The organism is Halorubrum vacuolatum (genome assembly GCF_900188065.1).
Taxonomy (GTDB): domain Archaea; phylum Halobacteriota; class Halobacteria; order Halobacteriales; family Haloferacaceae; genus Halorubrum; species Halorubrum vacuolatum.
In genome coordinates, this window is sequence record NZ_FZNQ01000001.1 from 225,153 (window position 1) to 248,845 (window position 23,693).

The window sequence follows — 23,693 nt, forward strand, 5'->3', positions numbered from 1 at the left end:
GTGGACTCCCGCTCTAACTGCGTAGCGCAGTAGGTCGAAACCGACCATTCGCGTTCAGTGTCCCTGACTCAAGAGCCAGTTGACTTGTGGCTCGTTCAGCACCAGACTTGAGCCAGTGCTGAACGAGACGCCACCCAACGTTTCGGGCGGCGTTGTAATCGGCATGCAGCTGCTTTCCGCATTTTAGGCACTCAAATTCATCACCGTCGCGGTTCTTTTTGTGTGTGAACCCGCACTCGCCGTGACTGCATTGCTGAGAGGTGTACGCCGGTGAAACGTCATCCACGTCTATTCCGTATTCTTCGGCCTTGTATTCGACGTGACGTTGCAGCTCACGAAAGGCCCACTGTTGGAACTTTGAGGCGTTCGAGATCCGCTTGCGGATGTGTTTCAGGTTCTCGAACGCTATTGCCGTACAGTCGTTCTCAATAGCTTCACGTACAAGTGCTTTTGACACCCTATGGAGGTAATCAACACTCCATCGGGCGAACCGTGACCCAATTGACTTGATCGTGAGATGGGCAGACCGAGTACCTGTCTGTTGCAGGTTTCCGCGACGACGTTCATACTCGTCGCGCTTGTGATTGAGGTAGTCTGCGTTACCGAGAAACGCCCCCGTTGACGTGACGGCAAGGTAGCCATCCACGTTCAAATCGACACCAAGAACCACTCCGTTCTCGGATGTTTCGTCACTAGAATCAGGTTGGACTTCTTTCTTCACGGCGACATGGAGGTAGTACGTGCCATCGCGCTCATGGAGCGTTGCTTCGGCTTTCTCCCATTCATCAGTCCAGTAGTCCTCGAACGGCGTTCCGTCCTCGTTGACCGGTGTGACATATTCTGCGGTCACGCGCTTATCGGTTGTAGCGAGAGAAACGTGGTTATCGTTGTATGTAATGGTTCGACCGTTGTAGACAACGACTGTGCCTTTGAACACTGGTTTGCTCGCCGTTTCACCGTCTTCGATGATCCGGTCTTTACAGTTTCCGAGTGCGGTGGCCGCAAGATTTCGGGCGGACTGAACAAGACTGGATTGCAGGGAGAGTTTCTCACGGACATCAGAATAAGTTGCTTTGTGAAGCGTATTCTTGGTATCCGTGATATTGTAGGGGTTGTCATCCCATCCGTGGTCAGCAACGTGTTGGGCTGCCTGTCGGAACTGCTCGAACGTCTCATCGAGGAGTTCGTGATCCTCCTCAGAAACGTCGAGTTTGAGTTGGATGTTCCGAACAACCTCCATACTTCATCAGAATAGTTAGAAATACTTAAACAATTATAATAGATGTAGGGGGAGTTGGCCTTGCTGTCGTGTGTGGTTAGTGGAGTGTATTGTCGGCTTCCTCCTCGGGGTCAAGCCCCGAGGTATCCGCCTTGTGTCTTGATGAACATCGCTCGTGAGGAGGGCCCGGCCGTCCCTATATGATCGACACCGTTTACGCGGATTAAGCCCACTTAACGCGAGACGCTCACCGCGCTTATCTCCCCGTAGAGAGCCGCTCGGCCGTCTCTTTGGGTAACCCGGTCTCGGCGACCGCCTCGACGACGCGATCGACGTCGTAGGCGACCCGCCGGAGGTCGACGGTATCCCGTTCGGGATCGAGGACGGCGTAGGCCGCATCCGGGTCGCCGTCGCGGGGCTGGCCGACGCTTCCGGGGTTGATCACGAGCGCCTCGCCGCCTCCCTCGGTCCGTATCCGTTCGCTCGCCTGCACGTGGGTGTGGCCAAGGACGACCCCGTCGTATCCGTCGAGATACCTGTCGAGCGTCGAAAACGACTCGGGATAGACGTACATCCCGTCCCGCTCGGGGGCGGGATGTGAGTGGACGATGAGGTATCGTCCGTCGACGACCGTCACGGTTCGCGGGAGGTCGCGGAGCCACGCGAGCGCCTCGCTATCGAGGGTCGCTTTGGCGTACGCCAACCCGGCCTCGGCCATTCGGTTCGCCCGATATCTCTCCGGCGTCTCGACGGTCGCATCGTGGTTGCCCTGCACGGTGGCGTCGGCGACCTCCCGCACCCGCGAGACGCACTCGGCCGGCCAGGGGTTGTAGCCGACAACGTCGCCAGCACAGACGATCCGGTCGACCGGCGGCATGTCCGTAAGCACGGCTTCGAGCGCCGGAAGGTTCGCATGGATATCGGAGATGAGGCCGATCTGCATCGCTTATGAGCGGGTGGGCGCGCGCCACCTGAATAGATGGCGGTGTCGGTGGCGGCCCATTCAGAAACCCAGTCCCACGACCGACGCTACACTTATCGGCACGTACCGGCAGGGGATCGGTATGGCCCCGACACTCGTCAACGCGGCGCTCGGGGCGCTGCTCGCGGCCGCGCTGCTCGGGGCGGCCTTCGACCGCCGGTCCGTGGCGATCGTCGTCGGTGCCGCGATAGCTCCCGACCTCGATGCAGTCGTGAGCCTCGCGGTTCCCGGCGCGACGAACGCCCTGTTTCACAACGTCTGGATCCCGCTCGGCTTCGCCGCGCTGCTCTATTGGGACGTGACCCACAGGAAGCGTTCCTGGCTCCGGAGGCGATACGGTGCCTACGGGGTGCGTGTCGCGTGGGTCGCGCTCGCCGCCTTCGCCGTCGCCGGCATCGCACCGGAGCTGTTCGGCCTTGCGGGCGCGAATCTGCTCTATCCGGTTCACGACGCCTACTATCTCGTACAGGGCCGGCTGCTCTTTTCGACCCAGGAGGGGGTCGTCCAGACGTTCCTCGCGCTCGACTCGGAGGGCCCGGGGATCCTCCCGCTGTACAGTCCGGGAACGACGGAGACGTACTTCGTGCCGACGTGGGTGAATCCCGAGCCCGGACCCGGAACGACGCCCGATGCGGAACGGGAGCTGTATTTCGTTCGCACCGGCTGGCAGGCGGTCGTCGTCGCCGCCGCGACCTGTCTCCTCGCCGTTCGATTCCTTGAGGATGCGCTCCGCGGGGGCCGGCGAAGAAACGCCGACGATCACACCGCCGGGGGTGAACCGTAGATGCCCTCGACAGTCGTCCACGCCGGATTCGCGCTCCTCCTCGCGGCCGGTCTGCTCGCGAACGCGTATGACCGGAAAGCGCTCGCGGTCGTCCTCGTCATCATCGTCATTCCCGAAATCGACACCCTGCTCGGCCCGATCATGCCCGGCGCGCACCGAACGGTCGGTCACAACGTCGTCTTCCCCGTCGCCATCGCGCTCCTCCTGTTGTATGATACACGCCTGCGGGACCGCTCGGCGCTTCGCGACCGCTTCGACGACTGGGGCGTTCGCGTCGCGTGGGTCGGACTCTTCGCGCACGTTTTCGCCCACCTCTTTCTCGACTGGGCGCATCTGGAGGGGATCAACATGTTCTGGCCTATTCATGACGAGTTCTTCCGGCTGGAGGGTGAGCTGTACCTCTCGACGACGGAGGGCCTCACACAGACGTTCGTTGAGATCGCCGCCGACCCCGAATCGGGTGAGACCACCGTGGACGCCGGCGGCACGGGAACGACGGAGTCGGTACACGTTTCCAATCCGGTCGAGCCGGATGCTGCGACCGACACGCCGTCGGACGAACCCGTTGATCGCCGGTTCCCGATCGCCCAACGTGGCTGGCGGCTGTATCTGGTCCTCGTCGGCGTCTTCGTCGTCGTCGCGCGTCGGTTTCAAGCGGATCTGCCCGCGGAGGAGTGAGTCGGCCCTCGTCGTCCCGCTCGTGAGTTCCCTTCGACGCCCTCAGTCCCGAAGCGCCTCGACCGGTCGCTCGTTCGCCGCCTTCCACGCCGGATACGCCCCGCTCACGATACCGACCCCGACGCCGAAGCCCAGCGCGAGCAGGAGGTAGTAGCCGTTCGTGGGATCGAGGACGACCGCCGTCTCCGCCGGGGTCGCGAACAGGAAGGCGACGACGATGAGCGCCGTCAACACGGTTCCGAGAACCGCCCCCGCCGCACCGATGAGTCCGGCCTCCGCGAGGAGCACCCGGAGGACATCCCGTCGGCGGACGCCGACCGCACGCATCACGCCGATCTCCTGGCGACGTTCGACCGTGCTCATCAGCATGACGTTGAGGATCGAGACGCCGGCGACGACGAGCGAGATCCCGCCCAGCCCGAGCAGGAACGTCCCGAGGAGGTCGAAGAACTCGTCGATCTCGTCGACGAGCGCGGCCAACTCGAAGATGTCGACGCGGTCCTCGCGGGCGTTCACCGACTCCCGGATCGACTCGGCGGCCTCGCGGGCCTCCCCGCCGGATTCCGAGACGACGAGCACCTGATCGTAGCCGTCCGCGACGAACGCGGACTCGGGGAGGAACACAGCGTCGTCGGGGGCGACCGGGCTGAACGTCTGTGTCTCCGCCAGTACGGCGACGATACGGATCTGTGCCCCCTCGATCTCGACGGTGTCGCCCACGTCGACCCCGAGGTCCTCGGCCACCCCGGCACCGACGATCGCGCCCTGTCTGTGTCGCTCGGGGAGGCGACCCTCCTCGGCCTCGAACGCCAGCGCCGGTTCCTCGACGCCGTAGACCGTCGTGAACGTCTGTTCGGTCGGCCCGGAGACCAGCGCGCCGTCGGTATATAACGGAACGACCGCGGGCTCGCCCACCGCACGTCGTATCTCGGCGACGTCGGCATCCGAGATCGACTCGATGCCCGCGTCGGCGTTCGGCGAGAGGACGATCTGGGTTCCCACGTCGCCGATGGCGTCGTCGGCCCCGAGCGCGAGGACGTTGCCGAAGATCCCGAGCGTCGCCACCGCGAGCACGCCGATACAGACGCCGAGCACCGCGAGCACCGTGCGAACCCGGTTCCGTCGGAGGTTGCGCGCGGCCATCGCGATCGCCGGCCGCCAGGAGGGGGCGGGTCGCCAGGAGCCGTCGGAGCCGTTGGAGCCGTTAGAGCCGTTGGAGTCGCCGGAGCCACTGAAGCCGTCGGAGCCGCCGAAGCCCCGCCCGTCGGCGTCGCGTCCCGTCACGGCTCGCCCCCGTCGCCGGCGAGCCAGGGGGAATCGGGCTCGGTTGCTTCGGCGTCGTCCTCGGCGGCCCCATCGGTGTCATCAGTGCCGTCCGTCCGGACCCCACCCGAGAGCACGCCGTCGGTAAGCTCGACCACCCGATCCGCGTACTCCTCGACGAGTTCATCGTGAGTCACGGCGACGACGGCGACGCCGTCCGCACGCACCCGCTCGAACTCGCCCAGGATCGCCTCGCCCGTCTCGGTGTCGAGGTTGCCGGTCGGCTCGTCCGCGAGCAACACGTCGGGTTCGTTTATCAGCGACCGGGCGATCGCGACCCGTTGTTTCTGCCCGCCCGACAGCTCCGTCGGGTCGTGATCGAGCCGGTCGCCGAGGCCGAACCGGTCGAGGAGCGCGGCGGCCCGGTCGGTCGCGTCCCCGGGGTCGAACGCGGTCGGCAGCGCGACGTTTTCGACCGCCGAGAGCGTCGGAATCAGGTGGAAGTCCTGAAAGACGAAGCCGATCGACTCCTTTCGTGCCGCGGTTCGTTCCCGTTCGGAGAGGTCCGTCACGTCGGTTCCGTCGATCAGCCGCCGTCCGTCGGTTGGGTCATCGAGCAGCCCACAGACGTTCAAAAGCGTCGATTTCCCGGAGCCGCTCGGCCCGATGACCGCGACGAACTCGCCCGGCTCGACCGCGAAGTCGACGCCTGCGAGCGCCACCACCGGGTCGACACCCCCCGCGTACTGCTTATATACGTCCCGCAGTTCGAGGCTATACATCCCCGCTGTCCGGTCCCTTCGGACCGTCCGCACCATCCGGATCCTTCATGCTCTCGTCTCCCTCCGTCCCATTCGGTTCCCCCCGTCGACGAAGGACCGCGCCGGCGGCCGTTGCGCCGAGGACGCCGACGAGCGCGAGCGCGACCCCGCCGGTCGTTCCCACCGCCCCGAGAACGCCGGACCCGCCTGCGGTACCGAGCGTTCCGGTCATCCCGGCCCCCGTCCCGTCGCCCGTCGCGTCAGCGAGGTCGACCTCGACGGTTTCGACGTACCGCACGCCGCGGTCCGTATATTCGATCCGGATCGGAACCGTCTCCGTCGCGGTGACGTTCGCGCGCGTCTCCAACTCGAACGGGACGAACTCGCCGTCGCCCACGGGCCCGACGAAGTACTCCCCGCCGGCGGGCGTGGGCGTCACGATCCCGTCCCCGTCGTCGACGCTCACGACCACGCTTTCGATCGATCGGTCGCCGACGTTTCCGACGGTGGCGTCGATCCCGATGCTGGCCTCCTCGCCCGCGTCGTCGCCCTCGAGACGCGTCACCTCGGCGTCAGTCACCACGGGGTCGCCGTCCCGGGGCGGATACGCGAGCGTCGTCTCGACGGTCCGCTCGGTCGCCAGCGCGTCCGCGCGGTCCACGAGTGCGCCCTCGTCGATGGCGTCCCCGTCAGCCGGCCCCGCGGTGTCATACGTCGCCGTCAACGTGACGTTCGCCCGGCGATCGACCGGGCCGAGGTCGACGATGACTTGGCGCTCCTCGCCGGGGGCGACGTCCTCGACGACGAACGGCGTCGACTCGAGGTCGACGGGTCCGTCGACGAGCGACGCCTCGCCGAGCGGATCCCCGACGGCCGTCACGTGGACCCGCTCGGCGGGGACGCTTCCGACGTTGACGACGGTGACGGCGACCGGCGAGTCCATCGCCTCGCGCATCTCCTCGGCGTCGCCGGCGTCGAGGCCGCCGCCCCCGCCGCCGATGATCCCGTCGATGCCGCCGACGTCAACCCCCTCGTCCTCGTCGTCCGGCCGCAACTCGTCGTCCGCGAGCGCGCGCGCCCTGATGTCCACGTCGATGTCGGCCGGCTGGACGTCGACGACGATCTCGCGTTCGATCCGGACCGTCTCGTCCGCCTCCCCGTCCTCATCGGGCTCCTCGGCGATCACCTCCAGGGTTAGGCGTCGCTCGCCGGGCTCGCTGAACCGCGTCTGCACGGCGATATCGAGGTCGTCGCCGGGGGAGAGCGCGCCGGGCGAGGCGGCCGTATCCCGAACCACGCCGTCCTCATCGAGGAGGCGAACCTCGTCCACGTTCGCGGCGGCGGGGCTTCCCGCGGAGTTCGCCACCGTGGCGTTGACCGTCAGTCGCTCGCCGACGACCGGCTCACCCGGGCTCGCGTCGAGCTCGTCGATCGTGATCCGTGCATCGGGGACGCCCGTAACGGCACCGACCGCGACCGCGAGCATCAGACAGCCGATAAGCGCGATGGCCGTTCGCGCGGAGGGTTTCATTACTTGTTTCAGGGGGTCACCGGGGATATATCCGTCGCGGGTCGTGACGTTCCTCGACCGGAGCGGCTACGGATATGGTGTCGGCCGACCGGGGCGGGCGACGTTCGGCTTAAAAGGGCAGGGCGTCGCGGATCCCCCGGAAGAACCCGCCGGTCTGTTGTCGCGCCTCATCGAAGACTGGATAGAGCGCGTCGAGTAACTCGGTCTCGTTCTCGAAGCGTGACTTCTCGATCCGATCGAACGCGTCCGCGAGCGACATCGACCGACCCTTTGCGTCGTATGGGATCTTTGGGTCGCCGAGCGCCCGGACGATCTCCGCATCGGTCGCGGGAAACGACACGTCCGCCTCGTCCAATCGCGCATCGAGCGCGGCGATGCCGAACTCGATCGCCTCCGGCTCGGACGTGTCGTCGCCACCACCGGGTGGACGTGCTGCCATCACGCAGTCGTACTCCCCCGCCCGTATTTAAGCCCCGTGCTCGTCCTCGGGTCGGTTCTTTCCGATCACCCCAGGTGGAGCCCCCATCCAACTCGTTTCGGCCCCGCGAACTCACTCCGGAACGGACTCCTCCGGCGGGACGGCGTCCAGCACGACCAGTTCGATGCCCTCGCCGCTTCGATCGAAGGCCGCGACGTGGTCGTCGTCGTACGGTGGGACCGTAACCACCATCACCGCCGCGAGGTCGTCGGTCTCTGAGACGCCGAGGAACCCGTCCGGATGCGAGAGAAATCGGGCCCGGCCGCGGCCGGCTGGCGTCCCCAGATCGACGCCGAAGACCGCGTTCACCGAGCGGCCGACCTCCGAGAGGGTGAAATGCGTGATCACCGGCGTCTCCGGCGGGAGGCCCAGGTTCGCGTCGAACTCGCCGGCGGGCGTCGCGGAGAGCTGCAGGTTCACCGATGCCGGCGACCGCTCGGCGGCGTGATCGAGAAGGACCGTCAGCAGATCGCGAGTGATGTAGATCACGGACGGCCGTACGTGGCCACGGAATAAAAGGACGGGTAAGAAGCGCAAGCGGGTCCTGTGAGAAGCGTAAGCGGGCCGTGTGAGAAGCGTAAGCGGGCCCATCCGCTGGACTGCAGGCTGCGTCCCGACCGGTCAGTCAAGCGAGCGCCGGGCTGGTTCCCACGTCGTTTAAGCCGACGCCGGTCCAATGTCTCGATATATGCCCGCGACCAAGGAGATCAAATGTGAACGCTCCGATTGCGCCCTCGATATGTTCGAGAATCATTATACCTACGACGTGCCGGACGACCACTCCGTCGAGGACCTCTCCTGTCCGTACTGTGGCGACGATCAACTGTCACTGATCGAGGTGTGAGGTCGTGGTGAAATTCGTCGAGGCGGGCCGGTCGGCGTTCCGAAGCGCGCTCGAACGGGTCGGCCGCGGCTGGAGTCGGATGCAGGAGCGACGACCCCTGTCCTCGGACCTGCTCGAGGGCGAGGAGGCTTATCTCGTCGTCTTCGATGCGCCCGGCGTCCGCGGGGAGGACGTCCAGGTGAAGTTCCTCGATCACACCATCGAGGTGCGGCTCGACCGCTACCGGGAGTTCTACGACGGCTTCGAGATGATCTTCCCCGGTCGCGGGGTGACCCTCTCGGGGAGCGTGACCCTCCCACGCGACGCCGACGTCACCCCCCGTGGCGCGAACGCGACGCTCACCCGGAACGGCACCCTGGAGGTCGAGATCCCCAAAGACGAGACCGCAACCGACGTCAGCGTCGTCGAACAGGACGACGAGGACGACTGATCGTCCGCGATCGAGACGCGACGGGGCGAAGCCGTCATCACTACGGATAAAGCAGATAACGATCCCGTTCCGCCGTTTCGAATCGGCGGATTCGGCTCCGTCCTAGTTTTTATACCCGGCGGATTCGGATCCGTCCCGGTTTATATATCGGTCATGGAGTCACCCGGATCGCTACACCCCGAATCCGGCTGCCGCTCCGGAGATGTCGGCGTCGAGCTCGACGACGTAGGTGTGGACCGCCCAGAAGAGCGCGATCTCCACGGCCGTGATGATCACGGTTACGAGGTCGGCGTACTTGCTGCTCGTCGTCACGCCGAACGGGAGCGAGAACTCCTTATCCGTGAGCGGGTGGAACAGCGCGAGCCCCCGGCGGCTCCCGAGGAGGTCGAGGAGGTAGTGGGTGAGCACGCCGATCCAGACGAAATGGAGGTTATCGAAGAGGATCGGATAGGCGATGAAGATCGCCAGCACCGGCAGGCTGTGGAGCGTCTTCCGGTGCCGGCCGAAGGCGGTGTCCACGTCGGGAAAGAGCGCGCCGAGGACGATCGGGACCGTGATCTGGGCGATCTTCGTCGCGGTGTCGAGGTCGACGCCCGGTTCGAGGACGAACCCGATCCCGATCGCGAGCAGCAGCCCGTTGAGCACGTGTCCGCGTTTGTTCATGTGGACCCCTCGAACGCGATCGGCTCAAGTGATCCGGTTTCCACCGTCCCATCGCTTCGGAACCGATGCGCCGACATCCGAAATCAAGCCACTCACGCATCCGCGCGTCCGGTCGAACAGCGCGTACGTGACCGTTGTCCTGTTGTCACGGGTGGTCACTACGCTCGGATCGCTGAGTGAAGTCACACGACAAACGATAGAGGACCTTTTCGCGGAGGATCTGGCCTATCTTTCTTCGAGGAGAGAACCCCGTCGTTTACGATCACACGGGGTCGACGCTATCGATGCAGTGGCCGCGGCGGATCACGACGAACTGACGAGGGTCACAGGGATCGGGAAGGTGCGTGCTCAGGAGATACGACGGTCGGCAAGGTGACTCCTCGGAATCGCGTGTTGAGCATGCCCCCTGTATGCAGCATGGATCCCGTGTCGGAGATGAATCTCGCCACCGGAGCAGAAAGCGTTAGCTCTCGCGGCGCGCGAACGCGAGGTTGCCCGAGACGTTCTTGATATACGCCCGGACGGTCTCGCCCTCCTGTGCGCCCGGTACGAAGATGGTGTACTCGCCGCGTTCGGCGACGCCGTCACCTTTGCGGCCCGTGCCGACGATCTCGAGTTCGTAGGTCCGGCCGGACTCGATCGTGTCCGCCTGGCGGTGGCTGCTCGTCTGCTGTTGTTTCGCGACGGGACGGAACGCGCCACACGCCTCACAGCGCAGCATCGGCGTCCGGTTCTCCGTCTCCAGACGGGTGTCGGGCAGCCCACACTCCGAACAGGTGACGTAGGCGGCGATGTAGGAGTCGACGGCCGCCTGAAAGTCGCGCTCGCGGAAGTTCCCGTTGTAGCGGGCGCGACCGGACTCGTACTGGCCGGCCGTCCCGAGCTCCTGTTGGATCTTCGAGTGGACGTGTTCAGGGTCACGGCTCAACGCGTCGGCGATGGCCGCGAGGTTGGTCAGTCGGGTGAACGCCCCGTCCTTCTGTGCTTCGGGGTCCGGGACGGAGAGCCGCTCGTCGGAGCCAGCCAGGTCGGGCACCTCCTCCATCGCGCGGTCGAGACTCGCTTCGTAATCCATGTGCGTGGAAACGACCGGGCGACGGAAATCGCTTCCGGGTTCCGCCGTCGCGCGCCGGACGAACGATCACCGGGTTCGGTGGCCGCTACGGGAGCGCCGCGGCGAGCTTTTCCACCGGATGAGCGGGTTCGACGGCCGCACCGTGGCGGTCTTCGAGTTGGCTCCGGCAGGACGCCCCGGGCGCGACGACCGCGTCGCCGTCGCTCTCATCGACCTGATCGTACAACTCCCGACCGATCGCCTTGCTCATCGCGTAATGTTCGGCCTCGTAGCCGAAGGAGCCGGCCATCCCACAGCAGGTCGAATCGAGCGGGTCGACCCCGTAGCCGGCCCGTCGGAGGACGCCGACGGCGTGATGGTCCTTCTTCGTCGCCTTCTGATGACAGTGGCCGTGGTAGGTGAGCCGCTCGCCGGGGGCCCCGAACGCGAGCGATTCGTCCAGCCGGAAGGCGTCGACGTACTCCATCACGCCGTAGGTGTTGTTCGCGAGCGCCTCGACGTCCGCGTCGGGGACGTCGCTCGCGTCGCCAGCGAGCAGATCGAGGTAGTCCGACTGGAGCATGACGGCGTCGGAGGGTTCAACAACGACGACGTCCCAGCCCGTCTCGACATCGGGAACGAGCCGTTCGACCGTCTCCCGTGCCGTCGCCCGCGACACGTCAAGCAGGCCCTTCGAGTGCGGCGGGCGGCCGGTTCCCCGCACGTCGGGGACACGGACGTGACAGTTCGCCGCCTCCAGCACCCGGACGGCCGCCTTGCCGGCCCCGGGGTTCGTGTAGTTCGTGTAGACGTCCGGAAAGAGCATGACCGACCGGTCGGCGTCGATCCGCTCGATCGCGGGGCCGCCGCGGGCCGTGAACCAATCCTCGAAGCTCTCCGAGCGGAACTGCGGGAGCTTCCGCTCGCTCGCGATCCCGAGGGTTCGCTCCATGAGCGCCCGCGCGCCGGGGAGCTTCGGCGCGAGGTTCGAAAGCGGCGCGAGCCGCGATCCGATCGGTGCGAGCGACTCGAACCGCCCGAGGATCCTGGTCCGGAGGTCGACGCCGTGTTCGGCGTGATGGGCGTGTTCCACCTCGGCTTTGAGCTTCGCCATGTCGACCTCGCTCGGACAGTCCATCGCACAGCCCTTACAGCCGATACACAGGTCCATCACCTCCGTGACGAACTCGGGGTCCGTGGGATCCGCCGGCAGCTCGCCCGACATCGCTCCCCGTAGCAAGTTCGCCCGGCCGCGAGTCGCCTGAATCTCCTCCTCGGCGGCCCGGAACGTCGGACACATGACGCCGCCGGTCGTCTCCTGGGGACCACGGCAGCCACCACAGCCGTGACAGAGTTCGACCATACCCTCCATCCCGTTCTCGTTGTCCCACGAGAGGGCGGGATCGAAGCCGACGTCGAGGGTGTAGTCGGGATCGAATCGGAGGTGCTCGCGCATGTCGAACTCGCCACAGACGTTGCCGGGGTTGAGCAGCCAGTCCGGGTCGAAGGCGGATTTGAGCTCGCGGAACGCCCCCCAGAGGTCGTCGCCGTAGAGCTTGCGGTTCCACTGGGTGCGTGCGCGGCCGTCGCCGTGTTCGCCCGAGACCGACCCGCCGAGCCGGACGACCTCGTCGGTGACGCGGTCGGCGATGTCGACCATCGCGTCGACGTCGGCGACGTCCTTCGTGTTGATGAGCGGGCGGACGTGAAGCACCCCCGGGCCGGCGTGTGCGTAGAAGGTGGCGAAGGTGTCGTTGTCCGCGAGGATCTCCTGAAACGCACGGGTGTATTCCGGGAGGTGTTCCGGGGGGATCGCACAGTCCTCGATGAACGAGATGTGTTTCGCGTCCGAGGTGCGAGAGAGCAGGATCGGGAGGCCGGATTTCCGCATCTTCCAGAACCGGTCGCGTTCGGCCCGATCGTGTGCCTCCATCGCCGCGAACGCCCGACGTGGCTGGGTGGTCGTCCCCGCGGCACCCTCGCTTGGCTTCGCCGCGGGCGACGATCCGTCCGCGAGCACGTCGCCGACGCGGTCGGCGATGAGGTCCGCGACCTTCCGTTTGCCATCGGCGTCGCTCTCGGCGTAGAACTCGACGAGCAGCACGGAGTCGGTTCCCTCCGGAAGCGTCCCGACCAGTTCGCCGAACTCGGCGGTGTCGGCGGCGAGGTCCAACAACACGTCGTCCATCACCTCGACGGCCGCCGGATCGTGTTCGAGCGCTGGCGCGACGTCCTCCATCGCGTCGAGGAGGTCCTCGTAAGCCAACAGGGCGACCGCTTTGGTCTCCGGGATCTCCACGAGCGAGACGGTCGCTTCCGTCACCGTCGCGAGCGTCCCCTCGCTTCCGGCGATGAGCCGCGCGAGGTTGACGACGCCGGGCTCGCCGTACTCACCACGGGCCTCCGCGAGCAGCCGGTCGAAGTTGTATCCCGAGACGTTGCGTTTCAACGCCGGGAACCGTTCGTCGATGGCGTCAGCCTCCTCGTCGAGGACCCTGACGACCTCCGCATGGATACGGGGGAGCAGGTCGTCCGCGTCGGGATCGGCGGAGTCGCGGAGGTCCTCGACGGCGACCTCCCCGAACGTCGTCACGGTGCCGTCGGCGAGGACGACCTCGGCCTCCTCGATGTAGTGATCCGTCTTGCCGTATTTAAGCGAGTGAGAGCCAGTGGAGTTGTTGCCGATCGCCCCGCCGAGCGCCGACTTATCACGCCACGCGGGATCCGGCGCGAACTTCAGGCCGTCCGGTTCGACCGCCGCGTTGAGGTCCCCGATGTACGCGCCGGCCTGCACCCGGGCGGTCCGGGCGTCGGCGTCGAACGACACGATCGAGTCGAGATGGCGCGTGAGATCGAGCACGACCGCCTCGTTGACGGTCTGCCCGGCAAGTGAGGTCCCCCCACCGCGGGGCAACACCGGGATCCCTTCCGCGAAGCAGTACGCCTGAACAGCCGCGACATCGGCGGTCGACGCCGGGAAGACGACGCCGATGGGCGTGATCTCGTACGCCGAGGCGTCGGTCGCATAGAGCCGTCGTGAGTAGTCGTCAAACCGTACGTCGCCGTCGATGCGCGCCTCCAACGCCGAGACGAGATCGGGGTCCGCGATCGACCCGCCCGTATAATCGAAGTCGGCCCCGGTCCGCGGGTCGGACTCGGGGGTCTGGCTTGCCATGGGTGGCTCTCGTGACCCCATCATCAAAAGCTCCCGGAACGACCCGTGGGCTGCCGGATGTGTCCCGCTTGAGTCCACGCCGTCCGGCAAAAGAGTAATGTCGCGGCCGTCGAAGGTCCGACCATGCAAGCGAGCACCACCGCGACGTTTCTCGATCGGCTCGACTCGCTCGATGTGGCCGTGAGCGAGGGCACGCCCGATGCGTGCGCGTCGCTCATCGACGCGGCCGCCGGCGACCCCGCCGTCGGGACACCGCTCGATATTCCGGGCGCGACGATGCCGGATCGGGTCGAGATGAACCCCACCGTCGAGGAGTTGCGCGCGGCACACACGGGAGTCACCGCGGGAGCGCTCGGGATCGCGTCCTACGGAAGCGTCGCGATCGAATCCGATCGGGCGGGTACCGAGCCGGTGAGCCTCTTCGTCGACCGCAACGTGGTCGTGATGCGGGAGGCCGACATCGTCCCCGGCATGGCCGACGCGTTCGCGTGGCTCGGCCCGCGGGCCCGCGAGGAGGACATCGACGTGATCCTCGCGACCGGCCCGAGCGCGACCGCCGACATGGGTGGGCTGGTGCGGGGCGCACACGGGCCGAAGGAGGTGCACGTGGTGTTGCTTTCGGAGGAGGACAGCAATGCGGGCGATGTGCCGGAGGCCGACGATGAGTAGTGAAACCGCCGACTCGGCTGGAACGACCGAGAAGCGCGGGGCGAAGGCCGCACGCATCCGCGAACTGATGGCGACGGAGGGCGACGCGGTCGCGGAGAACACGCGCGGGTTCAACGCCGGGCGATACGAGTCGACCGGGCGACTTGACGACTACGAGGAGCTGAAAGCGGAGGCACGGGAGATAAAGGAGGACGCCATCGCCCGGCTGCCGGAACTCATCGAGGAAGTGAAAACGAGCGTCGAGGCCAACGGCGGAACCGTCTACGTCGCCGACGACGCCGACGATGCGAACCGCTACATTCGCGAGGTCGCCGCCGAGTGCGAGGTCGAGCGGGCGATCAAATCGAAGTCGATGACCTCCGAGGAGATCGAGGTCAACGAGGCGCTCGCGGCCGACGGGGTCGACGTCGTCGAGACCGACCTCGGCGAGTGGGTGTTGCAGATCGCCGACGAGGCCCCCTCACACATCGTCGCGCCCGCGATCCACAAATCCCGAGAGGGGATCGCCGAGCTGTTCAACGAGCGATTCGAGCCGGACGAGCCGCTCGAAACCGCCGAGGAGCTGACCCACTTCGCCCGCGAGGAGCTCGGGAAGCTGGTGGAGGACGCGGAGCTGGGGATGACGGGCGCGAACTTCATCGCCGCCGACTCCGGAACGATGTTGCTCGTCACGAGCGAGGGGAACGCGCGGAAAACCGTCGCCGCGACCGACACCCACGTCGCCGTCGCCGGGGTAGAGAAGCTCGTCCCGAGCGTCGAGGACTTCGCGCCCTTCGCGGAGCTCATCGGCCGCTCCGGGACCGGACAGGACGTCACCTCCTACCTCTCGGTGTTGACCCCGCCGGTAAACTCGCCGGTCCCCGATTTCGGGGACGGCGACGCGCCCCTCCGCGATACCGACAGCGACGACCGCGCGTTCCACCTCGTGTTGATCGACAACGGGCGGCTTGCGATGCGTGAGGACGCCGAATTAACGGAGACGCTCTACTGCATCCGCTGTTCGGCCTGTGCGAACTCGTGTGGCAACTTCCAGAGCGTCGGCGGCCACGCCTTCGGCGGCGAGACCTACTCCGGCGGCATCGCGACCGGCTGGGAGGCCGGCGTCGAGGGGCTCGACGTCGCCGCCGAGTTCAACGACCTCTGTACGGGCTGTTCACGATGTGTGCCCGCCTGTCCGGTCGGCATCGACATCCCGTGGATCAACACGGTCGTCCGCGACCGGGTGAACCGCGGCGAGGCGGATCGGAGCCAGCTCGACTGGGTTTTCGAGGAGTTGGTCCCCGACGAGGAGCCCGCCGGCCTCGACGTGGGCGCGCGGCTCGTCGGCAACTTCGCGACGCTTGCGAAATGGGGGAGCCGCACCGCGCCGGTCGCCAACCGCGTCGCGAGCTTCGGTCCGGCACGGGCCGCCTTGGAGCGGGTGACGGGGATCGACCGTCGTCGCGAGCTGCCGAGTTTCTCGCGGGAGTCGTTCGTCGACTGGTTCGAGCGACGCGGTGGGGCGCGGGTGCCGCCCGAGCGGGCGACCCGCGAGGCGATCGTCTACCCCGATACGGCGACGAACTACGCGAACGTCGGCCGCGGGAAGGCGACGGTGCGCGCGCTGGAGGCGCTCGACGTCCACGTCCGGGTTCCGGCCCTCCCCGATGCGGGCCGCGCCCCGCTCTCGCAGGGGATGATCACGACCGCCGAGGAGGCCGCCCACGACGTCTACGCCGCCCTCGCCGAGGAGATCGACGCCGGGCGCGACGTCGTCGTGATCGAGCCGAGCGACCTCGCGCTCTTCCGCCGGGAGTACGAGCGGTTCCTCGCCGACGCCGCACACGAGCGGCTGTCGGGCGCGAGCTACGACGTGATGGAGTACGTCTACGGCCTGCTGGAGAACGGCGGCGAGCCCGAGGCCCTCCGGGGGCCGTCCGGCTTCGACGCCGAGCGCGGGGTCGCGTACCACCCGCACTGTCAAGGGCGGACGATCGGCGTCGGCGAGTATTCGACGGCGGTGCTCGAACGGCTCGACTACGACGTGCTCGTCTCCGAGACGGAGTGTTGCGGGATGGCCGGCTCGTTCGGCTACAAGGCCGACTATTACGAATTGAGCATGGACGTCGGGGAGCCGCTCGTCGAGCAGTTCGGCGGGACGGGCCGGACCGTCGTCGCCGCGGGCACCTCCTGCGGCGAGCAGCTGGATGCGTTGCTCGGAAGTTCCGTCCGGCACCCGGTCGAGCTGATCGCGCCGCGGTAGCCGTCCGTTCATCGGCGGTCGGCCGGATACGCCATCGGCGGTCGGTCGGACGCGTCGGACGCACGTCTGCCGACAACGAACGCTTAATACGCGCGCTCGTGAGCGTATGGAGTATGAACGGTCCGCCCGAGGAGATCACGTCGCTGGTCGGTCGTGAGGTGTATTCGAACAACGGGGTGTTCGTCGGCGAGGTGGAGGACGTCCGCCTCGACCTCGACGCACGCGCCGTCACCGGGCTCGCGCTCGCGGAGCTCAACCCCGAACTGTTCGCGGGTCGTGTCGACCGCAACGTCGGCGTCATCGTCCCGTATCGCTGGGTCAGAGCGGTCGGTGACGTCGTGTTGATAAACGACATCATCGAGCGCCTCGACACCGGCGACGAGGAGTCCGAGCCGGTCGAACCGGAACAGGGCGTCTGAGGCGGTCGGCCGGCGGCGACGGTCGTCCCTCCGTACCGCGGCCCTCTGGCCCTTCTCGATATCCGTCCCGATCACTCCTCAAGATGGTCGGCGAGGACGAACCGAACCCGTTCCTCGTCGGCCCCCTTCGTCTCCCGTCCGGTCACCACGACCTCGCCGATCTCGGCGGTGTCGCCGACGTGTGTGCCCGCACAGGCCGTTTGGTCGTAGGGATCGTCGTCGGGGTCGCGACCGCCGATCTCGACGATCCGAAGCTCGGTGATCGAGTCGGGAAGGAGGTCCAATCGGGTGCGCTCGGTGTCGAGGGTCGCCTCGGCCGTCTCGCGGTCCATCGTATAGCTCGTCACCGGCCGTGCCTCCTCGACGAGTTCGTTCAAGCGGCGCGCTATCCGGTCGAGGTCGTCGGCCTCGAACCGATCGTAGGCGGCATCGAGGTGGGCGTGGTCGTCGTAGAGCTGGTTGCCGGTCGTCGGGGCGTCGAACTCGGAGAGCAGGAGCGCGGAGAGCAGGTGTTGGGCCGTGTGGTAGCGGGAGTGGTTTCGTCGTCGTTCGGCGTCGACCTCCCCGACGACGCGGGTGCCGGTAGCGGGGATGGGCGCGTCGCCGTCGAGGGTGTGGTAGACGGTGTCCTTCTTTTCGACGTCGACGACGCGCCACACGGGGTCCTCGGAGATCGGCTCGCCGTTGTCGCCCTCGGCGACGCGGAGCGTCCCCGTATCGTGCGGCTGTCCGCCGCCGGTCGCGTAGAACGCGGTTCGGTCGAGGACGACGCGGTCGTCGAGGACGCGCTCGACGGTCGCCTCGAAACGGAGCAGGGAGTCGTCCGCGAGGTGCAGTCGGTCGGTCATGATCGGAGGAGCGGTCGGCAGACGCTTACGTGTTGTCGGTCGCTCGCGGCCCCGTCGTAACGACTAAGAACGAAACGCCCGTCCGTTTCGATAATGAATTACGAGTTTTGCGCGTCCAGAGGTGGTCCCCATGGGCGTCGAGATTAAGGAAACGGAGGTGAGCGATCGGGATTTCGAGGAGATACAACGGTTCGTCCGCGATTACCTCGCCGCAAGCGTGGAGAACGAGGACGACGGCGGGCGAATGCGGTGGTACCCGTGGCACTCCGCGGAGTACCGGTTCAACCACATCCTGAACGTCGTCGCGCTGGCGACGAAGATCGCGGAGGCCGAGGGCGCCGACGTCGACGTGGTTCGGGTCGCCGCCGTGTTCCACGACGTCTCGAAACTGGAGGCCGACCAGGAGGTGCACGCGGAGGCGGGCGCGCGGGTCGCCCGCGAGTACCTCCGAAGCCGCACGAATTACCCCGAGTCGTTCATCGAGGAGGTGTGTGCGGCCATCGTCGATCACTCCTACACAGGCGAGCTGGACGATGTACCGCTCGAAAGCCGCTGTCTGATCGAGGCCGACATCCTCGACAAGGTCGGCGCGAACGGCGCGACGCTCATGCTGTTGCGGATGGGGTACGAGTCCCGGACGCACATGGACGCCGCCAAGATGGTCGATCGGGTGCTCCAGCGCGGCCGCGATCACACCGATCGGATCGTCTCCGATACCGCCGACAGCATCGCCCATCAGCGGATCAAGCGCGTGAAGTGGTTCCGTGAGTGGCTGGAGGAGGAGGTCGCGGAGATGACCACCGACGGGGTCGTGACGCGCGACGGTCGGTGAGCGGGATCGGTCGAAATCGTTGATAAACCAGCGCGAAAGAATATATAACCAACGGCGGCCGTTGGGTACGCGTCGGGAGCGACACGTCTGTGACGCCGCTCCGGTGACGATCGCGCCCCCCATCCCACGACTGGCGCGCCCGCTCGTGCCCGAAACGGGCACGAGCGGCCCGCGAGGGAGTTCGGGCGGGCCGCCGAGCGGTCCGGCGGCCCGCCCGAACGAGGCTGGGGAGGGCTGAGGCTGCGGCGCTGGATGGGCTAGCGTCAGTATCAGGCCTCCCCAACCGAGGACACGCCCGAAGTGGGTTTATAAACCATACGCATCGCTCCGGTTCTCGGTTATAAACCAGCGATCCCGACCGCCCCCGACCCTTTTAATCCCTGACCGACCGACCACGCGGTATGCAAAACGACACGGGCGGCGAGGAACCGAACCGCCGCGAGGAGGTCGCCGACCTCACCGAACGGCTCGTTTCGATCCCGAGCCACGCGGACGAGACTGCCGCCGGCGACGCCATCGAGGACTGGCTGCGCGAGGAGACCGAGCCTGCAGGAGCCACCGTCGAACGCGACGCCGTCGGCAACGTGATCGCTTATAAGGGAGCGATCGACGATCCCGAGGCGACCTCGCTCGCGCTCGTCGGCCACCACGATGTCGTTCCACCGGACGACGAACAGGTCGACACGAACGAAGCCGGCGAGGAGGCGTACGTCGTCGAGCGGCGCGACGGCCGGATCTACGGCCGCGGCGCGGCCGACATGAAGGGCGCGGTCGCCGCCGCGATGGTCGCCTTCCGCGACGCGACCCCGCCCGCGGGCCGCGAACTCGTCTTCGCCTCCTTCGTCGGCGAGGAGGTCGGCGGAACGGGCGCGCGCCACGCCATCGAGGCGGGCTTCGCCCCCGATTACGCCCTGATCGCGGAAGGGTCGACGAACTACTCGAAGCCGGACGTGACCGACGTCGTCATCGCCCATAAGGGCCGGCGCGCCTCGACGCTCGTCGCTGAAGGGGCCGCCGCACACGCCTCCGAACCCGAGGCGGGCGAGAACGCCGTCTATCGCGCCTGCGACGCCGTCGACGTCGTCCGATCGCTCGACGCGCCGGAGACGACCGTGTTCGGCGAGGACGTGCAGGGCTCCGTCGCCGTCACCGGGATGCACGGCGGCGAGACGTGGAACGTGATCCCCGACCGCTGTGAGATAACGATCGACGAGCGGACCGTCCCGGGCGAGCGCGCCGACCTCGCCCGCGCCGAGGAGGTCCCCGGCGTCGAGTGGACCGTCGAGCAGGACCTCCCGCCGATGGGCTGTACCGACGGGGCGTTTGCGGACGCCACGCTCGCGGCGGCCCGCGAGGCACACGCGACCCTCGGACTCGACGAGCCCGAACACGTCACGAAACCGCACGCGACCGACGCCGGCTGGCTCGCCGAGGCCGGCACGGCCTGTGTCGTCTGCGGGGCCTCCGAACCCGGCGAGGCGCATACCCGAACCGAGAGCGTCTCGATCGACGTCCTCGACCGGTGTTATCGGATCTACGCCGGGCTCGCCGAGCGGCGGTGGTGAGGGTCAGTGGGCGCCGAGGGGGTATATAAGCGACCTCACCACGTCGCCTCCGCGAGCACGTCCTCAACGGCCTTCGCCGCGTGTTCGGCGGCGACGTAGTTCGCGTACGCTTCGACCGTCTGGCGGACCCAAAACGGCGTCTCCGCCTGGTTGATGGTCGACCGCATATTGTCGACGGTTTGATCCCCAACCTCGATCAAGCTCGTCGCCTGCTGGATGATCTCGGTCGCGAGCGGATCGTCGGCGTGATCCGTCACGGCCGCCGCGACGGCATCGACGGCCGCGCGCTTCGCGTCGGGAAGCTGGTCGGTCCTCGTTTCGACTCGATCGAGGACGGCATCGCCGTCGCTGTCGAAGGGATACACGACTGTATCGAGCGCCGAGAGCGACGTGACCGTCGCCTGAAGTCGACAGACCTCCCGAAGCGCCGTCGCCGGCTCGTCGGTTTGTAAGTCGTCGGACAGTTCTCCCATATCCCAGAGCCGGTGGACGAGATCGACATAGAGTGCATATGCAGCCGTCTGCGACCCGTCCCGTTCGAAAGTCGTCGCTTCGAGGTCGCCTTCAGTATCCTCGATCAGCGTCGCGAGCGAATCGAAGAGCGGCTCCTCGATCGAGGGCCCGTCGAGTGGGTCCACAAATCGCTCGACATCTCGCAGATGGATATCGGCGGAGACGGCAGCCTGCACGTACTCCGACGGTTCGGTTGGACCCTCATCGCTCGCTCGTCGTCGTGCTCGATCGAGATTTCGTTCCGCGGCCGCGAGTTGGACGATCGCCTCGGACGGATCGGTTCCCCGGTGTTCGATCTCGAACGACTGGGCCCGATCGCGGGCATCGGAGAGCTGTGTGTCTGCCTCCTCGACCGTGAAGTCACCTCGTTCGGCGTCGATCGCGGCGGTCACCGCTCGAACGCGTTCGATCGAACCGTTGACCGCCGAAAGCGCTTCGTGGCGATCTTCGTCCGTCGGATCCGTCTCCGCGAGCGCACGCTCGCCCCGGGTGCGGTCCTCGCGCCCGCGCTCGGGCCAGTCGTCATGTATCGACTCGACCGGATCCGACTCACGCGCCTCGAAGGCGTCGAGCGCGTCATCGAGTTCCTCGATCGCCGCTTCGAGGTGGTCGTCGGTGATCCGCTCCGTTTGGGGGACGGTTGGAACGTCGATCGAGGACGTTCGGCGGAGGGCTGGCCAGTCCGGCGAGCGGGCGATCCGCCGTCGCTGAAGGTAGCCACCGCGACGGTCAGCGCGCCGCCGGCGATGAGGAGGTCGCGGCGTGTGGAGGGCATCGGCCGGGCATACTGGGCACGGACGTATAACGGTGTGGTCCTTCGGCGGTCAAGTCGGTCGGTCGGCGCGAGCGACGCCGACGCGGTATGGAAGGGGTTTTATGCGGTCCGTGGAAAGTACGGTCCACTATGGGAAAGAAATCGAAGGCGAAAAAGAAGCGGCTGGCGAAAAAGGAGCGCCAGAACACCCGCGTCCCCGCGTGGGTCATGCTCAAGACGGACATGAACGTCACGCGAAACCCCAAGCGGCGTAACTGGCGCCGGAACGACCTGGACGAGTAGATGAGCACGAGCGATTTCGAGGAGCGCGTCGTCACCGTCCCGCTCCGGAAGGTCAAGGACAAGCCGGTCCAGCAGCGCGCCGACTACGCGGTCAAAGCCGTGCGCGAACACCTCGCGAAACACTTCTCCGTCGACGAGGAGGACGTCCTGCTCGACGCCTCGATCAACGAGGCGCTCTGGGCGAAGGGTCGTCAGAACCCGCCGAGCAAGCTGCGCATCCGTGCGGCCCGGTTCGTCGAGGACGGCGACCCCATCGTCGAAGCCGAGACCGCGGAGTAACGTGTTACGGGCGACTTTCACCGGCTCGTCGTACGTGGGCGTCTTCGCCCGCGTCGCCGACGACCTCCTGTTGGTTCGACCGGACGTCGACGACGACCTCGCCGAGAAGCTCGGCGAGGAACTCGACGCCGAGGTCCTCCCGACCACCGTCGGCGGCTCCAACACCGTCGGCGCACTCGCGACCGGCAACGAGGCCGGGGTCCTCGTCTCCGATCGGGCGACCGAGCGGGAGAAGGCGCGGATCGCCGAGGCCGCGGACCGCGAGGTCCGTGAGCTACCCGGCACGATCAACGCCGCCGGCAACGTCGTCCTCGCGAACGATTACGGGGCCTACGTCCATCCCGACCTCCCCCGGAAAGCCGTGATGGCGGTCCGTGAGGTCCTCGAGGTGCCCGTCGAGCGCGGCGACCTCGCCGACGTCCGAACGGTCGGTGCGGCCGCCGTCGCCACCAACGCGGGCGTCCTCTGTCACCCGAAAGCGCGCGAGCCGGAGCTCCAAGCCATCGAGGAGGCGCTTGACGTCCGAGCTGACCTCGGAACGATCAACTACGGCGCCCCGCTCGTCGGGTCCGGGCTCGTCGCCAACGAGGCCGGCTACGTCGTCGGCGAGGACACCACCGGTCCGGAGCTCGGCCGCATCGAGGAAACGCTCGGATACATCGACTGACCCCGGATCGGGCCTGCAACGCGACACCCGCCTGGCGGCCGATCGGGCGCCCACGGTACCCACTTTTAGGAAGATACTTCCGTCTCCCTATCCGAATCCGGGACATGAGCACGTACACCGTGAGTGGTCGGTTCCAGAGCCGCGATGGGGATCAGGTATTCACCAAGGAGATCGAAGCCGAGAACGAGTCGCTCGCTCGTGAGCGGCTCTACACCCTCATCGGGAGCCAGCACAATCGAAAGCGAACGCAGATCGAGATCGACGAGGTCGTATCGGCATGATGGGCGGTGGCCAAGGGCAGCTCCAGCAGCTCTCCCAGGAGCTTCAGGCGCTCGACCAGGCGATCGGCTCGCTGGAGGAGGAGATCGACGCCCACCGCGAGGAGCAGGTCGAGATCGACGAAGCGGTGAAAGCGATCGAGACGCTGGAGTCGGATTCGACGGTACAGGTGCCGCTCGGCGGCGGCGCGTACGTCCGCGCGGAGATCGACGATATCGATGAGGTCATCGTCTCGCTCGGTGGAAACTATGCCGCTGAACAGGACCGTGAGGATGCGATCGAGGTCCTCAAACGGAAGCGCGAGGCGCTTGACGACCGGATTCAGGAAACCCGCGAGGAGATCGACGAACTCGAATCAGAAAGCGACCAGCTCGAACAGCAGGCACAGCGGATGCAACAGCAGATGCAACAACAGCAGATGCAGCAGCTCCAACAGCAAGCGGACGACGAGTGAGGTAATC

The 23,693-nt window shown here is 66.8% G+C and carries 28 protein-coding genes; 15 read left to right on the forward strand and 13 right to left on the reverse strand.

The features are described 5' to 3' along the window. Positions 1-13 precede the first annotated feature (13 nt). Complete coding sequence (locus CHB65_RS01060; RefSeq protein WP_089383191.1) at positions 14-1,240, reverse strand: RNA-guided endonuclease InsQ/TnpB family protein; 1,227 nt, start codon at positions 1,238-1,240, stop codon at positions 14-16. A 235-nt stretch (positions 1,241-1,475) separates the two neighbouring features. Beyond that, positions 1,476-2,162 carry a metallophosphoesterase family protein gene (locus CHB65_RS01065; protein ID WP_089383192.1) on the reverse strand — a complete coding sequence of 229 codons (687 nt, stop codon included), beginning with the start codon at positions 2,160-2,162 and terminating at the stop codon, positions 1,476-1,478. Between the two features lie 121 nt (positions 2,163-2,283). Here CHB65_RS01065 and CHB65_RS01070 point away from each other — a divergent pair, with 121 nt between their 5' ends. Together CHB65_RS01070 and CHB65_RS01075 are read left to right on the forward strand one after the other, a co-directional pair. After that, positions 2,284-2,985, forward strand: a complete 702-nt coding sequence (locus CHB65_RS01070; protein ID WP_089383193.1) for a hypothetical protein — start codon at positions 2,284-2,286, stop codon at positions 2,983-2,985. Beyond that, complete coding sequence (locus CHB65_RS01075; protein ID WP_089383194.1) at positions 2,986-3,663, forward strand: metal-dependent hydrolase; 678 nt, start codon at positions 2,986-2,988, stop codon at positions 3,661-3,663. A gap of 42 nt (positions 3,664-3,705) precedes the next feature. On the opposite strand, the gene CHB65_RS01080 is transcribed toward CHB65_RS01075, so the two are convergent. The 5 genes from CHB65_RS01080 to CHB65_RS01100 form a co-directional block, all read right to left on the reverse strand. Beyond that, positions 3,706-4,806: an ABC transporter permease gene (locus CHB65_RS01080; RefSeq protein ID WP_089383451.1), complete on the reverse strand. Its 1,101-nt coding sequence runs from the start codon at positions 4,804-4,806 to the stop codon at positions 3,706-3,708. Positions 4,807-4,943: 137 nt separating this feature from the next. After that, positions 4,944-5,708, reverse strand: coding sequence for an ABC transporter ATP-binding protein (locus CHB65_RS01085; protein ID WP_089383195.1), 765 nt, complete (start codon positions 5,706-5,708; stop codon positions 4,944-4,946). After that, the gene (locus CHB65_RS01090; protein WP_179213549.1) at positions 5,701-7,218 is read right to left on the reverse strand and encodes a COG1361 family protein; all 1,518 of its coding nucleotides are present in this window, start codon (positions 7,216-7,218) and stop codon (positions 5,701-5,703) included. The genes CHB65_RS01085 and CHB65_RS01090 overlap by 8 nt, the downstream gene beginning before the upstream one ends. A 109-nt stretch (positions 7,219-7,327) precedes the next feature. Then, positions 7,328-7,657, reverse strand: coding sequence for a DUF5789 family protein (locus CHB65_RS01095; RefSeq protein WP_089383196.1), 330 nt, complete (start codon positions 7,655-7,657; stop codon positions 7,328-7,330). A 111-nt stretch (positions 7,658-7,768) separates the two neighbouring features. Continuing rightward, the gene (locus CHB65_RS01100; RefSeq protein WP_089383197.1) at positions 7,769-8,185 is read right to left on the reverse strand and encodes an MPN domain-containing protein; all 417 of its coding nucleotides are present in this window, start codon (positions 8,183-8,185) and stop codon (positions 7,769-7,771) included. A gap of 199 nt (positions 8,186-8,384) precedes the next feature. Between CHB65_RS01100 and CHB65_RS18050 the strand changes: the two genes are divergently transcribed. Beyond that, on the forward strand, positions 8,385-8,540 hold the full coding sequence (locus tag CHB65_RS18050; RefSeq protein WP_449404550.1) for a DUF7559 family protein: 156 nt from the start codon (positions 8,385-8,387) through the stop codon (positions 8,538-8,540). Positions 8,541-8,544: 4 nt separating this feature from the next. After that, the gene (locus CHB65_RS01105; protein ID WP_089383198.1) at positions 8,545-8,970 is read left to right on the forward strand and encodes an Hsp20/alpha crystallin family protein; all 426 of its coding nucleotides are present in this window, start codon (positions 8,545-8,547) and stop codon (positions 8,968-8,970) included. Positions 8,971-9,141: 171 nt separating this feature from the next. Here the strand turns inward: CHB65_RS01105 and CHB65_RS01110 are convergent, their stop codons facing one another. Next, entirely contained in the window at positions 9,142-9,633 is a 492-nt protein-coding gene (locus CHB65_RS01110; RefSeq protein ID WP_089383199.1) for a metal-dependent hydrolase, read from the reverse strand. Here CHB65_RS01110 and CHB65_RS17980 point away from each other — a divergent pair. Next, positions 9,632-10,009, forward strand: coding sequence for a helix-hairpin-helix domain-containing protein (locus CHB65_RS17980; RefSeq protein WP_394335400.1), 378 nt, complete (start codon positions 9,632-9,634; stop codon positions 10,007-10,009). The genes CHB65_RS01110 and CHB65_RS17980 overlap by 2 nt on opposite strands. Before the next feature lie 87 nt (positions 10,010-10,096). Here the strand turns inward: CHB65_RS17980 and CHB65_RS01120 are convergent, their stop codons facing one another. Both CHB65_RS01120 and CHB65_RS01125 read right to left on the reverse strand, forming a co-directional pair. Continuing rightward, positions 10,097-10,708, reverse strand: a complete 612-nt coding sequence (locus CHB65_RS01120; RefSeq protein ID WP_089383201.1) for a translation initiation factor IF-2 subunit beta — start codon at positions 10,706-10,708, stop codon at positions 10,097-10,099. 85 nt (positions 10,709-10,793) lie between these two features. Then, the gene (locus tag CHB65_RS01125) at positions 10,794-13,862 is read right to left on the reverse strand and encodes an FAD-binding and (Fe-S)-binding domain-containing protein (RefSeq protein ID WP_089383202.1); all 3,069 of its coding nucleotides are present in this window, start codon (positions 13,860-13,862) and stop codon (positions 10,794-10,796) included. A 123-nt stretch (positions 13,863-13,985) separates the two neighbouring features. Here CHB65_RS01125 and CHB65_RS01130 point away from each other — a divergent pair, with 123 nt between their 5' ends. The 3 genes from CHB65_RS01130 (at position 13,986) to CHB65_RS01140 (ending at position 17,192) form a co-directional block, all read left to right on the forward strand. Next, a complete protein-coding gene (locus CHB65_RS01130) occupies positions 13,986-14,531 on the forward strand; it encodes an LUD domain-containing protein (protein WP_089383203.1) in 546 nt (181 codons plus the stop codon). After that, entirely contained in the window at positions 14,524-16,773 is a 2,250-nt protein-coding gene (locus CHB65_RS01135) for an LUD domain-containing protein (protein ID WP_089383204.1), read from the forward strand. The genes CHB65_RS01130 and CHB65_RS01135 overlap by 8 nt, the downstream gene beginning before the upstream one ends. A 113-nt stretch (positions 16,774-16,886) precedes the next feature. Further along, a complete protein-coding gene (locus CHB65_RS01140) occupies positions 16,887-17,192 on the forward strand; it encodes a PRC-barrel domain-containing protein (protein WP_089383205.1) in 306 nt (101 codons plus the stop codon). A gap of 71 nt (positions 17,193-17,263) precedes the next feature. On the opposite strand, the gene CHB65_RS01145 is transcribed toward CHB65_RS01140, so the two are convergent. After that, positions 17,264-18,040 carry an alanyl-tRNA editing protein gene (locus CHB65_RS01145; RefSeq protein WP_089383206.1) on the reverse strand — a complete coding sequence of 259 codons (777 nt, stop codon included), beginning with the start codon at positions 18,038-18,040 and terminating at the stop codon, positions 17,264-17,266. A 130-nt stretch (positions 18,041-18,170) separates the two neighbouring features. On the opposite strand from CHB65_RS01145, the gene CHB65_RS01150 reads away from it, so the two are divergent. Together CHB65_RS01150 and CHB65_RS01155 are read left to right on the forward strand one after the other, a co-directional pair. Beyond that, positions 18,171-18,872, forward strand: a complete 702-nt coding sequence (locus CHB65_RS01150; protein WP_179213550.1) for an HD domain-containing protein — start codon at positions 18,171-18,173, stop codon at positions 18,870-18,872. 401 nt (positions 18,873-19,273) lie between these two features. Continuing rightward, a complete protein-coding gene (locus CHB65_RS01155; protein WP_089383208.1) occupies positions 19,274-20,437 on the forward strand; it encodes a M20 family metallopeptidase in 1,164 nt (387 codons plus the stop codon). 35 nt (positions 20,438-20,472) lie between these two features. On the opposite strand, the gene CHB65_RS01160 is transcribed toward CHB65_RS01155, so the two are convergent. Together CHB65_RS01160 and CHB65_RS01165 are read right to left on the reverse strand one after the other, a co-directional pair. Continuing rightward, positions 20,473-21,342: a hypothetical protein gene (locus CHB65_RS01160; RefSeq protein ID WP_089383209.1), complete on the reverse strand. Its 870-nt coding sequence runs from the start codon at positions 21,340-21,342 to the stop codon at positions 20,473-20,475. Beyond that, the gene (locus CHB65_RS01165; RefSeq protein WP_089383210.1) at positions 21,339-21,725 is read right to left on the reverse strand and encodes a hypothetical protein; all 387 of its coding nucleotides are present in this window, start codon (positions 21,723-21,725) and stop codon (positions 21,339-21,341) included. Before CHB65_RS01165 ends, CHB65_RS01160 begins: the two co-directional genes overlap by 4 nt. Before the next feature lie 129 nt (positions 21,726-21,854). On the opposite strand from CHB65_RS01165, the gene CHB65_RS01170 reads away from it, so the two are divergent. From CHB65_RS01170 to pfdA, 5 genes are all read left to right on the forward strand, one after another. Beyond that, positions 21,855-22,007 (forward strand): 50S ribosomal protein L39e, encoded by a 153-nt coding sequence (locus CHB65_RS01170; RefSeq protein ID WP_089383211.1) that lies wholly within the window; start codon positions 21,855-21,857, stop codon positions 22,005-22,007. Then, positions 22,008-22,286 (forward strand): 50S ribosomal protein L31e, encoded by a 279-nt coding sequence (locus CHB65_RS01175; RefSeq protein WP_089383212.1) that lies wholly within the window; start codon positions 22,008-22,010, stop codon positions 22,284-22,286. A 1-nt stretch (position 22,287) separates the two neighbouring features. Further along, positions 22,288-22,953, forward strand: coding sequence for a translation initiation factor IF-6 (locus tag CHB65_RS01180; protein ID WP_089383213.1), 666 nt, complete (start codon positions 22,288-22,290; stop codon positions 22,951-22,953). Positions 22,954-23,057: 104 nt separating this feature from the next. After that, entirely contained in the window at positions 23,058-23,234 is a 177-nt protein-coding gene (gene rpl18a / locus CHB65_RS01185) for a 50S ribosomal protein L18Ae (RefSeq protein WP_089383214.1), read from the forward strand. Further along, the gene (gene pfdA, locus CHB65_RS01190) at positions 23,234-23,686 is read left to right on the forward strand and encodes a prefoldin subunit alpha (protein ID WP_089383215.1); all 453 of its coding nucleotides are present in this window, start codon (positions 23,234-23,236) and stop codon (positions 23,684-23,686) included. Before rpl18a ends, pfdA begins: the two co-directional genes overlap by 1 nt. Positions 23,687-23,693 lie beyond the last annotated feature (7 nt).

What these genes read in the sequence shown, in the direction of transcription:
- CHB65_RS01080 (WP_089383451.1), bottom strand. Translation starts at nt 4,806, where the DNA reads ATGGCCGCGCGCAACCTCCGACGGAACCGGGTTCGCACGGTGCTCGCG.
- CHB65_RS01170 (WP_089383211.1), top strand. Translation starts at nt 21,855, where the DNA reads ATGGGAAAGAAATCGAAGGCGAAAAAGAAGCGGCTGGCGAAAAAGGAG.
- CHB65_RS01165 (WP_089383210.1), bottom strand. Translation starts at nt 21,725, where the DNA reads ATGCCCTCCACACGCCGCGACCTCCTCATCGCCGGCGGCGCGCTGACC.
- CHB65_RS01095 (WP_089383196.1), bottom strand. Translation starts at nt 7,657, where the DNA reads ATGGCAGCACGTCCACCCGGTGGTGGCGACGACACGTCCGAGCCGGAG.
- CHB65_RS01140 (WP_089383205.1), top strand. Translation starts at nt 16,887, where the DNA reads ATGAACGGTCCGCCCGAGGAGATCACGTCGCTGGTCGGTCGTGAGGTG.
- CHB65_RS01145 (WP_089383206.1), bottom strand. Translation starts at nt 18,040, where the DNA reads ATGACCGACCGACTGCACCTCGCGGACGACTCCCTGCTCCGTTTCGAG.
- CHB65_RS01085 (WP_089383195.1), bottom strand. Translation starts at nt 5,708, where the DNA reads ATGTATAGCCTCGAACTGCGGGACGTATATAAGCAGTACGCGGGGGGT.
- CHB65_RS01175 (WP_089383212.1), top strand. Translation starts at nt 22,008, where the DNA reads ATGAGCACGAGCGATTTCGAGGAGCGCGTCGTCACCGTCCCGCTCCGG.
- CHB65_RS01155 (WP_089383208.1), top strand. Translation starts at nt 19,274, where the DNA reads ATGCAAAACGACACGGGCGGCGAGGAACCGAACCGCCGCGAGGAGGTC.
- CHB65_RS01150 (WP_179213550.1), top strand. Translation starts at nt 18,171, where the DNA reads ATGGGCGTCGAGATTAAGGAAACGGAGGTGAGCGATCGGGATTTCGAG.
- pfdA (WP_089383215.1), top strand. Translation starts at nt 23,234, where the DNA reads ATGGGCGGTGGCCAAGGGCAGCTCCAGCAGCTCTCCCAGGAGCTTCAG.
- rpl18a (WP_089383214.1), top strand. Translation starts at nt 23,058, where the DNA reads ATGAGCACGTACACCGTGAGTGGTCGGTTCCAGAGCCGCGATGGGGAT.
- CHB65_RS18050 (WP_449404550.1), top strand. Translation starts at nt 8,385, where the DNA reads ATGCCCGCGACCAAGGAGATCAAATGTGAACGCTCCGATTGCGCCCTC.
- CHB65_RS01110 (WP_089383199.1), bottom strand. Translation starts at nt 9,633, where the DNA reads ATGAACAAACGCGGACACGTGCTCAACGGGCTGCTGCTCGCGATCGGG.
- CHB65_RS01130 (WP_089383203.1), top strand. Translation starts at nt 13,986, where the DNA reads ATGCAAGCGAGCACCACCGCGACGTTTCTCGATCGGCTCGACTCGCTC.
- CHB65_RS01075 (WP_089383194.1), top strand. Translation starts at nt 2,986, where the DNA reads ATGCCCTCGACAGTCGTCCACGCCGGATTCGCGCTCCTCCTCGCGGCC.
- CHB65_RS01120 (WP_089383201.1), bottom strand. Translation starts at nt 10,708, where the DNA reads ATGGATTACGAAGCGAGTCTCGACCGCGCGATGGAGGAGGTGCCCGAC.
- CHB65_RS01090 (WP_179213549.1), bottom strand. Translation starts at nt 7,218, where the DNA reads ATGAAACCCTCCGCGCGAACGGCCATCGCGCTTATCGGCTGTCTGATG.
- CHB65_RS01060 (WP_089383191.1), bottom strand. Translation starts at nt 1,240, where the DNA reads ATGGAGGTTGTTCGGAACATCCAACTCAAACTCGACGTTTCTGAGGAG.
- CHB65_RS17980 (WP_394335400.1), top strand. Translation starts at nt 9,632, where the DNA reads ATGTGGACCCCTCGAACGCGATCGGCTCAAGTGATCCGGTTTCCACCG.
- CHB65_RS01070 (WP_089383193.1), top strand. Translation starts at nt 2,284, where the DNA reads ATGGCCCCGACACTCGTCAACGCGGCGCTCGGGGCGCTGCTCGCGGCC.
- CHB65_RS01065 (WP_089383192.1), bottom strand. Translation starts at nt 2,162, where the DNA reads ATGCAGATCGGCCTCATCTCCGATATCCATGCGAACCTTCCGGCGCTC.
- CHB65_RS01135 (WP_089383204.1), top strand. Translation starts at nt 14,524, where the DNA reads ATGAGTAGTGAAACCGCCGACTCGGCTGGAACGACCGAGAAGCGCGGG.
- CHB65_RS01125 (WP_089383202.1), bottom strand. Translation starts at nt 13,862, where the DNA reads ATGGCAAGCCAGACCCCCGAGTCCGACCCGCGGACCGGGGCCGACTTC.